Annotated in this window: 12 protein-coding genes and 2 pseudogenes; 11 read left to right on the forward strand and 3 right to left on the reverse strand. The window is 68.9% G+C overall.

The window, feature by feature from the left end; genetic code table 11:
- The 5 genes and pseudogenes from ACXAID_RS21325 to ACXAID_RS21345 form a co-directional block, all read left to right on the forward strand.
- Positions 1–305, forward strand: a pseudogene (locus tag ACXAID_RS21325) (MFS transporter); the annotation flags it as partial.
- Positions 306–417: 112 nt separating this feature from the next.
- On the forward strand, positions 418–1,989 hold the full coding sequence (locus ACXAID_RS21330; RefSeq protein WP_475024195.1) for a carboxylesterase/lipase family protein: 1,572 nt from the start codon (positions 418–420) through the stop codon (positions 1,987–1,989).
- 48 nt (positions 1,990–2,037) lie between these two features.
- A complete protein-coding gene (locus tag ACXAID_RS21335) occupies positions 2,038–2,916 on the forward strand; it encodes a sterol desaturase family protein (RefSeq protein WP_475024204.1) in 879 nt (292 codons plus the stop codon).
- Positions 2,917–2,926: 10 nt separating this feature from the next.
- On the forward strand, positions 2,927–4,345 hold the full coding sequence (locus ACXAID_RS21340; protein ID WP_475024196.1) for an NAD(P)/FAD-dependent oxidoreductase: 1,419 nt from the start codon (positions 2,927–2,929) through the stop codon (positions 4,343–4,345).
- A 176-nt stretch (positions 4,346–4,521) separates the two neighbouring features.
- Positions 4,522–5,238 (forward strand): Rv1815 family serine proteinase, encoded by a 717-nt coding sequence (locus tag ACXAID_RS21345; RefSeq protein WP_475024197.1) that lies wholly within the window; start codon positions 4,522–4,524, stop codon positions 5,236–5,238.
- Here ACXAID_RS21345 and ACXAID_RS21350 read toward each other — a convergent pair.
- Complete coding sequence (locus ACXAID_RS21350; protein ID WP_475024198.1) at positions 5,235–5,675, reverse strand: nitroreductase/quinone reductase family protein; 441 nt, start codon at positions 5,673–5,675, stop codon at positions 5,235–5,237. The two genes, ACXAID_RS21345 and ACXAID_RS21350, sit on opposite strands and share 4 nt — an antisense overlap.
- Before the next feature lie 109 nt (positions 5,676–5,784).
- On the opposite strand from ACXAID_RS21350, the gene ACXAID_RS21355 reads away from it, so the two are divergent.
- From ACXAID_RS21355 to ACXAID_RS21365, 3 genes are read left to right on the forward strand one after another with little or no spacing between them, the layout of a single operon-like run.
- The gene (locus ACXAID_RS21355; RefSeq protein ID WP_475024199.1) at positions 5,785–6,471 is read left to right on the forward strand and encodes a TetR/AcrR family transcriptional regulator; all 687 of its coding nucleotides are present in this window, start codon (positions 5,785–5,787) and stop codon (positions 6,469–6,471) included.
- Between the two features lie 45 nt (positions 6,472–6,516).
- Positions 6,517–7,023, forward strand: coding sequence for a VOC family protein (locus tag ACXAID_RS21360; protein WP_475024200.1), 507 nt, complete (start codon positions 6,517–6,519; stop codon positions 7,021–7,023).
- A 2-nt stretch (positions 7,024–7,025) separates the two neighbouring features.
- On the forward strand, positions 7,026–8,528 hold the full coding sequence (locus ACXAID_RS21365; protein ID WP_475024205.1) for an FAD-binding protein: 1,503 nt from the start codon (positions 7,026–7,028) through the stop codon (positions 8,526–8,528).
- 22 nt (positions 8,529–8,550) lie between these two features.
- On the opposite strand, the gene ACXAID_RS21370 is transcribed toward ACXAID_RS21365, so the two are convergent.
- Both ACXAID_RS21370 and ACXAID_RS21375 read right to left on the reverse strand, forming a co-directional pair.
- On the reverse strand, positions 8,551–10,473 hold the full coding sequence (locus ACXAID_RS21370) for an ABC transporter ATP-binding protein/permease (protein ID WP_475024201.1): 1,923 nt from the start codon (positions 10,471–10,473) through the stop codon (positions 8,551–8,553).
- A gap of 46 nt (positions 10,474–10,519) precedes the next feature.
- Positions 10,520–12,427: an ABC transporter ATP-binding protein/permease gene (locus tag ACXAID_RS21375; protein WP_475024202.1), complete on the reverse strand. Its 1,908-nt coding sequence runs from the start codon at positions 12,425–12,427 to the stop codon at positions 10,520–10,522.
- A 223-nt stretch (positions 12,428–12,650) separates the two neighbouring features.
- Between ACXAID_RS21375 and secA2 the strand changes: the two genes are divergently transcribed.
- The 3 genes and pseudogenes from secA2 to ACXAID_RS21390 all read left to right on the forward strand — a co-directional run.
- Positions 12,651–14,963: an accessory Sec system translocase SecA2 gene (secA2, locus tag ACXAID_RS21380; RefSeq protein ID WP_475024206.1), complete on the forward strand. Its 2,313-nt coding sequence runs from the start codon at positions 12,651–12,653 to the stop codon at positions 14,961–14,963.
- 9 nt (positions 14,964–14,972) lie between these two features.
- Complete coding sequence (locus tag ACXAID_RS21385) at positions 14,973–15,599, forward strand: CDP-alcohol phosphatidyltransferase family protein (protein ID WP_475024203.1); 627 nt, start codon at positions 14,973–14,975, stop codon at positions 15,597–15,599.
- A pseudogene (locus ACXAID_RS21390) lies at positions 15,596–15,749 on the forward strand (DUF881 domain-containing protein); the annotation flags it as partial. The gene ACXAID_RS21385 and the pseudogene ACXAID_RS21390, both read left to right, overlap by 4 nt.

The raw sequence follows: 15,749 nt of genomic DNA on the forward strand, positions 1-15,749 counted from the left end.
GCATGGGCGCCGCGCTGGCCTGGCCGTCGATTCCGGGGACCATCGCGGGATTCGCCGCGGCGGGGCTGGGGGTGGCCACCGTGGTGCCCGCGGCGATGCGGGCTGCCGACGAACTGCCCGGTTTGCGACCCGGCAGCGGGTTGACCGTGTTGACCTGGCTGATGCGCGTCGGATCGCTGGGGGCGCCGTTGATCGTCGGCGTGGTGGCCGATGCGACCAGCCTGCGGGTGGGTTTGCTCAGCGTGCCGGTCGCGGGCATCGCGCTGATCGCGCTGGCCCAAGTGCTCGGCGCGCGCCGACGGTGAGCCGCGCCCGACCGGAATCGAACCCGCGCCAGCATGCTGAACAGGCACAATGGGGAACCCGAAGAGGCACTGGTACAGTGGCGTACCGGCTTTGGGATCAAAGGAGCTCGACATGACCGCGGACACGACAACGCGCCGTCCCGCAGGCGGCCGCCCGGTCGTCGACACGACGTACGGTCCGGTCCGCGGAGTCGACGACGGCACCGTCACGGCCTGGAAGTCGGTCCGGTACGCCGCGGCCCCGGTGGGCGAACTGCGCTGGCGGGCGCCCCAGGCCCCGCTGGCCTGGTCCGAACCCGTCGACGCGGGACGGGTCGGGCCGGTCTGTCCCCAGCCGACCGATCCCCGGATCCCGATCGACCTCGGCGCTCCGCAGGGCGACGACTTCCTGACCCTGAACGTGTGGGCCCCCTCGGGCGCCCAGCCCGGCGCCGGCAAACCCGTCATGGTGTGGGTGCACGGCGGGGCCTACATCCTCGGGTCGGCGAGTCAGCCGCTGTACCACGGTGCCGCGCTGGCCGCCGGTGGCGACGTGATCGTGGTGACCGTCAACTACCGGCTGGGCGCGTTGGGCTTCCTGGAACTGCCCACGCTGGGCGCCGACAGCGAACGCTTCGCCACCAACGTGGGGCTGCGCGACGTGATCGCCGCGCTCGAGTGGGTGCGCGACAACATCGCCGCATTCGGCGGCGATCCGGCCCGGGTCACCCTGTTCGGCGAATCCGCCGGCGGCGGGGTCGTGACCACGCTGCTGGGCAGTCCCGCCGCGGCCGGGCTGTTCAGCGCGGCGATCGCCCAGAGCTCCCCGGCGACCTCGTCCTACGACACCGACCGGGCCGGCCGCATCGCGCGGCGCTTCCTGGAGGTGCTCGGCCTGGGCCCGCAGGATCTCGACCGCCTGCCCGGGCTGCCGACCGCGTCGATCGTCGCGGCCTCGCGCACCGTCTTCGACGAGGTGCCGGTCAACACACCCGGTCTGCTGGCCTTCGCCCCGATCGTCGACGGCGACGTCGTTCCCGACTACCCGGTGGCCACCGCCAGGCGGGGGATGACGCACCCGGTCCCGCTGATCATCGGCACCAACAAGAACGAGGCCGCGCTGTTCCGGTACATGAAGTCCCCGCTGATGCCGGTCACCCCGGAACGGGTCAGGGCGATGTTCGCCCAGATCGCCTCCGAACAGCCCGGCGTGCGCCTGCCCAGCCCGGCCGAGCTGGAGAGCACCTACCGCGGCCGCGGCAAGGTCAAGGGTATGGGCGTCAGCAGCGACCTCGGCTTCCGCATGCCCTCGATCTGGTTCGCCGAAGGACACCGCAGCGTAGCCCCGGTTTACCTGTACCGGTTCGACTTCGCCACACCGTTGCTGCGCCTGGTCCGCCTGCATGCCGCGCACGCCACCGAACTGCCCTATGTGTGGGGCAACCTGGTTGCCGGGCCCAAGGATCCGACGTTCGCGCTGGGTGGATTGAAAGCCGGCCGGTCGGTCTCCGAGCGGGTGCGGGCCCGCTGGACGAACTTCGCGACGCACGGTCGCCCGGTCGGCCTCGACGGGCAGCCGGAGTGGCGGGCGTACGAACCCCGGCACCGGGCCACCCTGGTGATCGACAAGCAGGAGTCGGTGGTCGACGACCTCGACGCCGAGGTGCGCCGGGCCTGGGGCGACGACGTGCTGAGCTTCCGGTAGGAATCGCAGGTACCGCTCGTGGAGTTCCTGGACGTCCTGCCACCGCCGATGCGCGATCCGGTGTTGTTCGCCATCCCGTTCTTCCTGCTGCTGCTCGTCATCGAGTGGAGCGCCGCGCGCAAACTCGAGCAGCTGACCGAGGATGACCGCCCGGGTTCAGGGGCCTACCTGACCCGTGACTCGTGGGCCAGCATCTCGATGGGCCTGGTCTCGGTTTTCACCATGGGAGCCTGGAAGTTCCTGGCGCTGTTGGGATATGCGGCGATCTACGCCTATCTGGCACCGTGGCAGCTGTCGGCGGGCCAGTGGTACACCTGGGTGATCGCCCTGGTCGGCGTCGATCTGCTGTTCTACCTCTACCACCGCACCGCCCACCGGGTCCGGTTGATCTGGGCGACCCATCAGGCCCACCACTCCAGCCAGTACTTCAACTTCGCCACCGCGCTGCGGCAGAAGTGGAACAACAGCGGCGAGATCCTGATGTGGGTCCCGTTGCCGCTGTTGGGTGTTCCGCCGTGGATGGTGTTCTTCTGCTTCTCGATCAGCCTGATCTACCAATTCTGGATCCACACCGAACGGATCGGCACGTTGTGGGCTCCGGTCGAGTTCGTGTTCAACACGCCGTCGCACCACCGCGTGCACCACGGCATGGATCCCGAGTATCTAGACAAGAACTACGGCGGCATCCTGATCATCTGGGACCGGATGTTCGGCACGTTCCAGCCCGAGCTGTTCCGTCCGCACTACGGGCTCACCAAACCGGTGCGGACGTTCAACATCTGGAAGCTGCAGACCCGCGAATACGTCGCGATGGCCCGTGACGTCCGTGCGGCCACCCGGCTGCGGGACCGCCTGGGCTACATCTTCGGTCCGCCCGGCTGGCAACCGGCCGACGCATCAGGGGCGTACGCGCGTGCCAGGCCGTAGTGTGCGCGCGGTGAAGACGGTTTTCGACGGTGACGTCGATCCCGCCTTGGTCGACCGTGCGCTGGCCGGCAGCCACGCCGGCTCGGTGTGGCTGGACATACCGCGCCCGGACCACCCTCCGGCCGTGCGCCCGCTGACCTGCGACCTGCTGGTGGTCGGCGGGGGATACACCGGACTGTGGAGCGCGTTGCACGCCGCCCGGCGTCACCCGGACCGCCGCATCGTGCTCATCGACGCCGACCGGATCGGCTGGGCCGCCTCCGGGCGCAACGGCGGCTTCGTCGAGGCCAGCCTCACCCACGGGGAGGCGAACGGCCGGTCGCGCTGGCCCGACGAGTTCGACACCCTCACCGAGATGGGGATGGCGAACCTCGACGGGATGGAAGCCGAGATCGCCGAGCTCGATCTGCAGGTCGACTGGCAGCGCACCGGCATGCTCACCGTCGCCACCGAGCCTCATCAGGTCGGCTGGCTCGAGGAGGAAGCCGGCCACGGTGATCAGCAAGGTCACCAGCAGTTCCTCGACCGAGCCCAGGTACGCGCGCAGGTCGACTCACCGACCTACCTGGCAGGCCTGTTCAGCCCCGACACCTGTGCGATCGTCGACCCGGCCAAGCTCGCGCTGGAGTTGGCCCGCGCCTGCGGCGACGCCGGGGTCGAGATCTACGAGCACACCACCGCGCGCCGCATCGTCTCGGGCGGCGCGGCCCTGCGCGTGCTCACCGACGGTCCGGCGATCACCTGCAGACAGGCCGTGCTGGCCACCAACGTGTTCCCCAGCCTGTTGCGGCGCAACCGGCTCTACACCGTGCCGGTCTACGACTACGTGCTGGCCACCGAGCCGTTGACCGACGACCAGCTGCAGCGCATCGGCTGGCAGCACCGGCAGGGTGTCGGTGATTCGGCCAATCAGTTCCACTACTACCGGCTGAGCGCGGACAACCGGATCGTGTGGGGCGGCTACGACGCGGTCTATCACTTCGGCCGCCGAGTCGACTCGGCCTATGAGGACCGCCCGCAGACCTACCGCCGGCTGGCTGCCCACTTCTTCCTCACCTTCCCGCAGCTCGACGACGTTCGGTTCAGCCACCGCTGGGCGGGGGCGATCGACACCAATACCCGGTTCTGCGCGCACTGGGGACTCGCCCGCGACGGCCGGGTGGCCTATGTCAACGGGTTCACCGGCCTCGGTGTCGGTGCCACCCGGTTCGCCGCCGACGTCTGCCTGGATCTCCTGGAGGGCGCCGCCACCCCGCGGACCCGGCTGGAGATGGTGCGCAAGAAGCCGCTTCCCTTCCCGCCCGAGCCGCTGGCCAGTGCCGGGATCCAGGCCACGCGCTGGTCGCTGGACCGGGCCGACCACACCCAGGGGCGCCGCAACCTGCTGCTTCGCGCCCTGGACGCCGCCCGGCTGGGCTTCGACTCCTGAGGTTTCCCACCGGGAAGTGACGTCTGCGGTGCGTCATATGTAACGCCGCTTTATCTGCCCGCGATGTGGCAGTTATACCGTCGGCATCATTAGAGTCTCAATTGGGTATCAACCCCGGTACCACTCGTTGCGGCGGTAGACGACACCTCACTTCACGGGGAGAGCGGAGGCGGGCCATGCCTGTTGAGTCGTCCACGCGGTCGCCGCGGCGATTGCTGTCGATGCTGTTGGCCGTCCTCGCGCCGGCGGTCGCGCTGACGCTGGCCGGGCCGACGGCGCAGGCGCAGCCGGGCGTCCTCGTCCACCCCGGCATGGAGATCCACCAGGACCGGGTCCGCTGCACTCTCGGCTATGTGGACCCGGTGACTCGCATCGCCTTCACCGCCGGGCACTGCCGCGCCTCGGGGACGGTCGCGGACAGGAACGGCAACGTCATCGGGATGCAGGGCTCGTTCCGGGACAACACCCCCAACGGGATGACGATCGACGGTAACCACCAGATCACCGACTGGGAGGTGATCCACCTGGCCGGTCACGTCGCGGTCAACAACGTGCTGCCCAACGGGCAGGTGCTGGTCACCGATCCCGGCGTGCTGCCGGTGGCCGGGATGCCCGTCTGCCACTTCGGGACGGTCACCGGCGAGAGCTGCGGCAACATCGAGACGGTCAACAACGGCTGGTTCACGATGGCCAACGGCGTGGTGAGCCAGAAGGGCGATTCCGGCGGGCCGGTGTACACCCCGACCCCCGACGGGCGCTCCGTGCTCATCGGGATGTTCAACAGCACCTGGGGCTCGCTGCCGGCCGCGGTGTCCTGGCAGGTGGCCAGTCAGCAGGCCCGCGACGACACCGTCTCGGCGGCCGCACTGACAGCCGCCGAGCCCATGCCCTAGTCCAGCACCTCGAACACCGGGATCGACGCCGCGACCGTACGCACCTGATCAGGCGCCGAGTCCGGGGTGAGCCCTCCGACGTGGCTCTTGACCTGCCAGTGCCACCGATCCAGGTAGCTCCTGATCAGCGCGGGCTTGGCGGCGTCGGCCACCTCGACCACCCGATGGTTGCGCGACGTGCGCTTCGGGCCCAACTCCACCTCGCCGGCGGAGCGCAGGTTGCGCGCCCACTGGGTGTTCCCGCGGGGTGAGACCAGGTAGTCCCGGCCGTCGACGGTCAGCAGATTGACCACCACCGCCCGCAACTGCCCGGACTTGCGGCCCCGCACCCGCACGACGGTGCTGCCCTGGACGCTCACCCCGAGTTCGGCCAGCCGGCGGATCGCGGTGTTGAACGCTCGGGCGCCCACCCCCGGGGCCTCGTAGCGCTGTGACATGGAAGTTCTCCTCTCGCGGGAAAATCAAGAGCACTGCTCTCGCAATAACCCTGGCACGGGACGGGGCAAGAATCAAGAGCGTCGCTCTCGTTTGTGTCAGACTGTCCCGATGGGCAAGCGTCAGGAGTCCCGGGACCGAATCGAACGCAGCATCGTCGAAATCGGCCGCCGCCACCTGGTCACCGAGGGCGCGGCCGGGCTGTCGCTGCGCGCGATCGCCCGGGACCTCGGCATGGTCTCGTCGGCGGTCTACCGCTACGTCGCCAACCGTGACGACCTGCTGACCCTGCTGCTCGTGGACGGATACACCGATCTGGCCGACAGCGTGGAACGGGCCCGCCCCCGGGAAGGGCCGTGGCGCACCCAACTGACCTCGATGGCACACGCCGCCCGGGGTTGGGCGCTGGCCCAGCCGGCCAGCTGGGCGCTGCTCTACGGCAGCCCCGTCCCGGGCTATCACGCCCCGCCGGAACGGACCGTCACGCCGGGAACCCGGGTGACCGCGATGCTGCTCACCGCCGTCTCGGCGGGCGTCGCCGCCGGCGACATCCCCGACGAAGAGTCGAAAGTGGTTGCACCGCCGGCATTGTCACCGGACCTCGAGGCCCTGCGCGCCGAATTCGACATCGCCGCCGGGAACCCCGCGGTGGTCAAATGCCTGGTGCTGTGGGCCGCCCTCGTCGGCGCCATCAGCCTGGAGGTGTTCGGGCAGTACGGCGCCGACACGTTCGCCGACTCCGCGGCAGTGTTCGACGCCCAACTGGCCGCGCTGACCGACATCCTGCTGCGAAATTAGAACACGTTCTAGCCACCGTGGGTCACCGGCGATATTCTCGAACCGATGCTTGACCAGACACCTGTCCAGATCGCCTGGGTGACGCGCGACCTGGGCGCCACCGAGGCGATGCTGACCGCCCTGCTGGGCGCCGCCGGCTGGACCCGCATGCCGGGAATCCACTTCGGGCCCGACACCTGCACCTACCGGGGCCGGCCCGCCGATTTCGTCGCCGACATCTCGCTCAGCTACGCCGGCGACACCCAACTCGAACTGATCGCCCCCGTCCGCGGTGAGAGCATCTACACCGAGTTCCTCGACACCAGCGGACCCGGACTGCACCACATCTGCCTCGAGGCCCCCGGCCCCGAGGCCTTCACCGCCGCCGTCGACGACGCCGAGAACCACGGCGCACCGGTGGTCATGGCGGGCAGCATGCCGGGCGGCATTCGCTTCGCCTACGTCTCGGCCGCCGAATCCGGCGTGCCCTACCTCGAGATCGCCCACTTCCCGGCCGACATCAAGGCCGTGTTCGAGCACCTGAAGGACCAAGCGAACCAGGAGCAGAGTTGACCATGCAGCACATCCCGGAGACCGTGAACGCCGCCGACGTCACCGACTGGTCCGACGAAACCGACGTCGTGGTGCTCGGTTTCGGTATCGCCGGCGGATGCGCGGCGGTCAGCGCCGCAGCGGCCGGCGCCCAGGTCCTGGTCCTGGAGAAGGCCGCCGCGGCCGGCGGCACCACCTCGATGGCCGGAGGCCACTTCTACCTCGGCGGCGGCACCGCCGTGCAGCAGGCCACCGGACACGACGACTCGCCCGACGAGATGTACAAGTACCTGGTCTCGCAGTCCCGCGAACCCGAACACGACAAGATCCGCGCCTACTGCGAGGGCAGCGTCGAACATTTCAACTGGCTCGAGAATCTGGGCTTCCAGTTCGAGCGCAGCTTCTACCCGGGCAAGGTCGTCGTGCCGCCCGGCACCGAAGGGTTGTCCTACACCGGCAACGAGAAGGTCTGGCCGTTCTGCGACCAGGCGAAACCCGCCCCACGCGGACACTCCGTACCGGTGCCCGGTGAACTCGGTGGCGCCGCCATGGTGATCGACCTACTGCTCAAGCGCGCCGACGACCTCGGCGTCACGATGCGCTACGAAACCGGCGCCACCGCCCTGGTGCTCGACGACGACGGCGCGATCGTCGGCGTGCGCTGGAAGCACTTCGGCGAGACCGGCCACATCCGGGCCAAAGCGGTGATCATCGCCGCGGGCGGCTTCGCGATGAATGCCGAGATGGTCGCCGAGTACACCCCCGCGCTGGGCCAGGAACGCAAGACCAAACACCACGGGACCGTGGCGCCCTACATCCTCGGCAACCCGAACGACGATGGGTTGGGCATCAAGCTGGGCGTCTCGGCCGGCGGTGTCGCGACCAACATGGACCAGCTGTTCATCACCGCCGCCGCGTATCCGCCCGAGATCCTGCTCACCGGCGTCATCGTCAACGCCGACGGCAAGCGTTTCGTGGCCGAGGACTCCTACCACGCACGCACCTCGGCGTTCGTCCTCGAACAACCCGACCAGACCGCATATCTGATCGTCGACGAAGCCCACATGCAGATGCCGGAGATGCCGCTGATCAAGTTCATCGACGGCTGGGAGACGATCGCCGAGATGGAGACCGCACTGGGCATCCCGACCGGCCACCTCGCCGCGACGCTGGAGCGCTACAACGCCAACGCAGCGGCCGGCGAGGATCCCGACTTCCACAAGCAACCGGAATACGTTGCCGCACAGGACCACGGACCGTGGGCGGCCTTCGACCTGTCCCTGGGCCGGGCGATGTACTCCGGGTTCACCATGGGCGGGCTGAAGGTGTCGATCGACGGCGAGGTGCTGCACACCGACGGCAGCCCGGTGCGCGGGCTCTACGCCGCCGGTGCGTGCGCGTCCAACATCGCCCAGGACGGCAAGGGCTACGCCAGCGGAACGCAGCTCGGTGAGGGCTCGTTCTTCGGCAGGCGGGCCGGCGAACACGCCGCCGGGAAAGCCGGCGAAACCGCCACGCCGGCCTAGCCGGCCGGCAGCCTCGACCCGATCAGACCCGGGCGGGCGGCTCCTCGCCGACGTCGCCCAAATGCCAGCCGCCGTCCCCGAGCAGCTGCAGCTCCCGGGTGTGATGCTGCTCGACGGTGCTGCGATGGCTGACGCTGACCAGAATGGTGTCGGGCAGCCGCTCCCGCACCAGCCGGTAGAGCATCAACTCCAGTCCCTCGTCCAGCGCCGACGTCGACTCGTCGAGGAACACGGCCTTGGGTTCGGTCAGCAGGATCCGCGCGAAGGCGACGCGCTGCTGTTCACCCGGAGAGAGCACCTTGGCCCAGTCCTGCACCTCGTCGAGCCGTTCCACCAGATGCGGCAGCGCTACCCGGTCCAGCACATCGCGCACGTCCTGCTCGGCGATGTCGTCGATGCTGCTGGGGTAGCAGACGACCGTACGCAGGTCACCCAACGGCACATAGGGCAGCTGCGACAGGAACATCGTCGCGCCCTCGCCGCCGGGGCGGCGCAAGGTGCCCTCGGTGAACGGCCACAGCTGAGCCAGGCTGCGCAGCAGCGTGGTCTTTCCGCTGCCCGACGGGCCGGTGATCACCAGGCTGTCGCCCGGATCGAGCGTGACGTCGAGGGGCCGGACCAGCTCCCTGCCGTCCGGGGTCCGCACCGCGACGTCGTCCAGCTCGACCCGGTCGCCCACCGAGTCCTCGGCGTGCAGGGTCGGCAGCTCACGGCCCTCCTCGTTGGCCACGACGAGACCGTGCAGACGAATGATCGCGGCCCGATAGCCGGCGAAGTTGTCGTAGGCGTTGCGAAAGAAAGACAGCCCGGTCAGGATCTCCCGGAACGCACTGGCGGTCTGCGACAGCTGACCCAGGGTGATCTCGCCGCTGTAGAACCGCGGGAACTGCACGATGTAGGGGATGAGCTCCTGGGCCTGGGTGATACCGAGGTTCCAACCCAGGAACTTGGCCATCCGGTTGACGTAGCGCTTGTAGTTCTCGACCACCGGGGTGAACCGGCGGCGCAGCCCGGTCCGCTCGGCGAGTTCGCCGCGGTAGAAGGCCACCGCCTCGGCGGCGTCACGCAGCCGGACCAGCGCATACCGGAACACCGCGTTGAACCGCTCGTTGTTGAACGCCAGCCCGATGATAGGCCGGCCGATCCAGAACGCGATCACGGTGGCGAACACGATGTAGGCGATGCCGATCCAGAACATCGCCTTGGGCAGCTCCACTCCGACGAGCGGCAACGTCACCGGGCCCGACAGGTTCCACAGGATTGCGGTGAACGAGATCATCGAGGCGATCGACGAGACCGCGCCGAACAGCAGCGTCGATCCCGACGTGTTATTCGGCGTGTTCGGCAGCGCACCGACACCGGCGGTGAAGATGTCGATGTCCATCTGGATGCGCTGGTCCGGGTTGTCGATCGTGTCGTCGATGAAGCGGGCGCGGTAGTAGGCCTTGCCGTCGAGCCAGTCACCGGTCAACTGATCGGTCAGCCAGGCGCGCCACCGCAGCATGAAGCGCTGGGTGGCGAACAGGTCGAGCATGATCAGGGCGACGTTGAGCACGGCCAGCACGGTGAACACCGTCATCGACAGCCAGAAGCCGCTGCCCCCGGACTCCCGCACCGCCGGGTCGTCGCTTCCCAAACCCGCGGCGATGACCTGGAAGCTGGTCATCATGTCGTTGCCCTGGAAGCTGAACAGCACCGACAGCCGGACGCTGGTGATGACGAGCAGCAGCAGGCCGGCCATCCACAGCCACACCAGGACGCTCTCCGGACCGGTGAAGTACCCCCGGGTGACCCGCCAGAACTGCCGACCCCACGTGGTGAAGCGGACGATCAGAACGACGGCCGCGAGGGTGGCCACCGCGGCGATCGCCCACGCCCTGGCGATCCACGCCAGCGAGGTCCAGATCTCGCTGCCCCAGTCCAGTGTCGGGGAGAACATTTCCACCCCGGCAAAGTACCGTGACAACCTGCGTTCGGTGTGATGGAGCCGGTCAGGGCGACGCCGCGAGTCGCGTCAGCCGCCATCTGCCGTCACCGATCAGCTCCAGCCGGCTGTCGTGGAACCGGTGCACGGTCGCGCGGTGGCTGACCGTCACGATGACGGCCTGCGGCAGCGCCTCGCGCAGCCGCTGGTAGAGCATCAGCTCGAGCCCCTCGTCCATCGCCGATGTCGACTCGTCGAGGAACACCGCTGCGGGTTCGGCCAGCAGCACCCGCGCGAACGCGATGCGCTGCTGCTCACCGACCGAGAGCATGTCCGACCACTGTGCGACCTCGTTGAGGCGCAGCACCAGGTTCGGCAGCGCGACGTCGATCAGCGCCTGCTGGACGGCCCGGTCGTCGACCCCGCCTCGATGCGGGTAGGTCACCACCGAGCGGAGATCTCCCAGCGGCAGATACGGCAGCTGCGGAACGAACATCACACCGTGCCGGTCCGCGTCCCGGTCCGGCCCCGCCGGCAGGCGCACCGTCCCGGACGCGAACGGCCACAGCCCCGCCAGGCTCTGCAGCAGCACCGACTTCCCGACACCGGACGGCCCGCAGATCACCAGCCCCGTCCCGGATTCGACCCGCACGTCCAGTTCGTGCAGCAGCACGGTGCCGTCCGGGCGGTGCACGACCACCCCGTCCACCTCGACCGCGCCGTCGCCGGAATCGATCCGCTCGACGGCGCCGAAGGCGCCGGCCCGGTCGTTCTGGTCGACCAACCCGTCGAGCCGGATGATCGCGGCGCGGTAGCTGGCGAACTGGTCATAGGCGTTGCGGAAGAACGACAACGAGTCGTGGATCGCGCCGAACGCGTTCGAGGACTGCCAGACATCACCGAAGGTCAGCCGCCCGGCGAACAGGCCCTGGGCCTGGACCAGCCAGGGCAACGGGTTGATCGCCTGGCTCATCGACACGTTCCAGCCGAAGAACAGCATCATCCGGTTGAGCCAGTGCCGGTAGTTGTCCATCACGGCGTCGAGACGCTTCTTGAGCAGCGTGCTCTCGGCCCCCTCCCCGCGGTACAGACCGATCGCCGCGGCCGCGTCCCGCACCCGCACCAGGCCGTAGCGAAATCCCGCGTTGCGCAGTTCGTTGTAGAAGCTCAGCCGGATCAGCGGACGCCCGATCGCGAACGCCACCACCGTGGCGACCAGCACGTAGACCAGCACGATCCAGAACAACGCGTGCGGCAGGGTCAGCCCGCCCAGGGTCAGCGACTCCGACAGCCGCCACAGGATCTGACCGAACGACAGCACCGACAGCACCGCCTCGACCGCACCGAACAGCAGCATGTGCCCCGAGTGGTACATCGGGTTGTTCTGGTCACCACCGACCCCGGTGGTGAAGATGTCGACGTCCTGCTGGATCCGCTGGTCCGGGTTGTCGATCGGACGGCTGGAGAACTGCGCCCGGTAGTAGGCGAGGTCACCGAGCCAGCCGTCGATGAACCGCCGGCTGAGCCAGATCCGCCACCGCATGATGAACCGCTGGGTGACGTACAGATCAGCCAGCAGCCGCACGATGTAGCAGCCGGCGAGCACCGCGAACACCAGCATCGTCGCCCAGAACCCGGCGACGCCGCTGTCGCGGCCGGCGCCGGAGAAGGCGACCTGCAACGCGGTGAACAGATCGTTGACGTAGTAGGTCAACAGCACGTTGATGCGCACCGAGACGACGGTCGACAACAACAGGAACACAAACAGCAGCCAGACCGAGACGCTGTTCCGGCCGGTGAAGTAACCGCCTGTGACACGCCAGAATTGGCGTCCCCATCGGGTGTAGCGGCCGATCGCGGTCAGCACCAGCAACAGACACGCCAGCGTCAGCACGAACGTGATGGCGATCCACTGGGCCGAGTGCAGCCATTCGCGGCTCCAGTCCAGGGACGGCTCGAACGTACCGGTGTCCACCGCCGTGCGACCTCCCCTTCACCGCGCGCTTGCCTGCGGCGAAGCTACCGCAGCCCATCACCGCAGGCGGGCAGGAAGCGTGCACCGGTCCGGGCCGGACATCCACGCTCGGGCGGGCCGACGGTACGCGTACCGTGATCGTGTGGCTCGTACCTCATCGAAGACCTCCCCGAAACCGGAGGCCGAGAAGCCGGAAAAGGCAGCAAAGCCGAAGTCGGGACGGTTGTCCAGCCGGTTCTGGAAGCTGCTCGGCGCGAACACCGACAAGAACCAGGACCGGTCGATGACGCTGGTCGACCAGTCGGCGGAGTTCGACACCAAGGCCGCCGAACTCGACGACGAGCAGTTGCGCAAGGCCGCGAAGCTGCTCGAGCTCGACGACCTGGCCGACGCACTGGACATCCCGCAGTTCCTGGCGATCGCCCGCGAAGCCTCCGACCGGGCGACCGGCCTGCGCCCGTTCGATGTTCAGCTGCTCGGCGCGCTGCGGATGCTGGCCGGCGACGTGGTCGAGATGGCCACCGGTGAGGGCAAGACGCTCTCCGGCGCCATCGCCGCGGCCGGCTACGCGCTGGGCGGGCGCAGCGTTCACGTCATCACGATCAACGACTACCTGGCCCGCCGCGACGCGGAATGGATGGGCCCGCTGATCGAGGCACTGGGTCTGACGGTCGGCTGGATCACCGCGGAGTCCACCGCCGAACAGCGCCGCGAGGCCTACCGCTGCGACATCACCTACGCCTCGGTCAACGAGGTCGGTTTCGACGTGCTGCGCGATCAGCTGGTCACCGACGTCGAAGATCTGGTGTCGCCGAACCCGGATGTGGCGCTCATCGACGAGGCGGACTCGGTGCTCGTCGACGAGGCCCTGGTGCCGCTCGTCCTGGCCGGTACCAGCCACCGCGAGGCTCCGCGGCTCGAGCTCATCCGCATGGTCGGCGACCTCGAAGAGGACAAGGACTTCGCCACCGATGCGGACAGCCGCAACGTGCACCTGACCGACACCGGCGCCCGCAAGATCGAGGCGGCCCTGGACGGCATCGACCTCTACTCCGAGGAGCACGTCGCCACCACGCTCACCGAGATCAACATCGCCCTGCACGCCCACGTGCTGCTGCAGCGCGACGTGCACTACATCGTTCGCGACAACGCGGTGCACCTGATCAACGCCTCCCGCGGCCGCATCGCGACGCTGCAGCGCTGGCCGGACGGCCTGCAGGCCGCGGTGGAGGCCAAGGAGGGCATCGAGACCACCGAGACCGGCGAGGTCCTCGACACCATCACCGTGCAGGCGCTGATCAACCGCTATCCACGGGTCTGCGGGATGACCGGCACCGCGCTGGCCGCCGGTGAACAGTTGCGCCAGTTCTACAAACTGGGTGTGTCCCCGATCCCGCCGAACAAGCCCAACATCCGTGAGGATGAGACCGACCGTGTCTACGTCACGATCTCGGCCAAGACCGAGGCGCTGATCGAGCACATCACCGAGGTCCACGCCACCCGCCAGCCGGTGCTGGTCGGCACCCGCGACGTCGCCGAATCCGAGGAACTGCACGAACGCCTGGTCAAGGCCGGAGTGCCGGCGGTGGTGCTCAACGCCAAGAACGACGCCGAAGAGGCCGCCGTGATCGCCGAGGCCGGCGCCCTCGGCGCGGTCACGGTGTCGACCCAGATGGCCGGTCGCGGCACCGACATCCGGTTGGGCGGCTCCGACGTCGACGACCACGCCGTGGAGAAGGACCGGGTCGCCGAACTCGGCGGCCTGCACGTCATCGGAACCGGGCGCCATCACACCCAACGGCTCGACAACCAGCTGCGCGGGCGGGCCGGCCGGCAGGGCGACCCGGGTTCGACGGTGTTCTTCTCCAGCTGGGAGGACGACGTCGTGGTCTCGCACCTCGAGGACAACAAGCTGCCGCTGGACTGCGACGAGAACGGCAAGGTGGTCAGCCCGAAGGCGGCGACCCTGCTCGACCACGCGCAGCGCATCGCCGAGGGGCGGCTGCTCGACGTGCACGCCAACACGTGGCGCTACAACCAGCTGATCGCCCAGCAGCGCGCGATCCTCGTCGAGCGCCGCGACACCCTGCTGCGCACCACCACCGCCCGCGACGAGCTGGCCGAGTTGTCCCCGCAGCGCTACGAGGAGCTCTGCGAACAGCTCGGTTCCGGCGCCGAGGAGAAGCTGGCGAAGATCTGCCGGCTGATCATGCTGTATCACCTCGACCGCGGATGGACCGATCACCTGGCGTTCCTGGCCGACATCAGGGAGAGCATCCACCTGCGCGCCCTGGGCCGGCAGAACCCACTCGACGAATTCCACCGGCTGGCCGTCGACGCGTTCGCCTCGCTGGCCGCCGACGCCATCGAGGCAGCCCAGCAGACGTTCGACACCGCTCCCTCCATCGTGGACGAGCTCGGGCTGGATCTGTCCAAGCTGGCGCGGCCGACGTCGACGTGGACGTACATGGTGCACGACAACCCGCTGGCCGACGACACGATGTCAGCGCTGAGCCTGCCCGGGGTGTTCCGCTAGGTTCTAGGCATGGCCGAGGCGCCGAATCGCAGCGCTCAGACCGGGGGAGCGGCACCGCGCGACAGGGTGCTGACGGTGCCCAACGCGCTGTCGATCATCCGGTTGGCACTGGTGCCCGTCTTCCTGTATCTGCTGCTGGTGGCCGGGGCGCTGGGCTGGGCGGTGGCGATCCTGATGTTCAGCGGGTTCTCCGACTGGGCCGACGGCAAGATCGCGCGGCTGTTCGACAACCAGTCGTCCCGGCTGGGCGAACTGCTCGACCCCGCGGTGGACCGGATCTACATGGTCGTGGTCCCCGTCGCGATGGCGTGGGCCGGCGCGCTGCCCTGGTGGATCGTGGCGCTGCTGCTCGGTCGGGACCTGGTGCTGGCCACCACCCTGCCGGTGCTGCGGCGGCGCGGCCTGACCGCGCTGCCGGTGACCTACCTGGGCAAGGCCGCGACGTTCGCGCTGATGTCCGGACTGCCGCTGGTGCTGCTCGGGCAGTACGACGCGCTGTGGGCCCGGGTAGTGCTGGCCTGCGGCTGGGGCTTCCTGATCTGGGGCATGGCGATGTACCTGTGGTCCGGGGTGCTCTATCTGGTCCAGGTCGCGATGGTGGTGCGCACGATGCCGGCGGGGGCACACCAGACATGAGCACGCTGGGGGGATTCGACTCGGGCCGCGCCCCGGACCGGCCCGGGGCGCCGACCCGGATACCGGTGCCCTCGCTGCTGCGCTCACTGCTGACCGAGCATCTCGACCCCGGTTATGCGGCCGCCGCGCAGCAGGGCCGCACCCGCCGGC

Source organism: Mycobacterium sp. ABE4_509, from assembly GCF_056160785.1.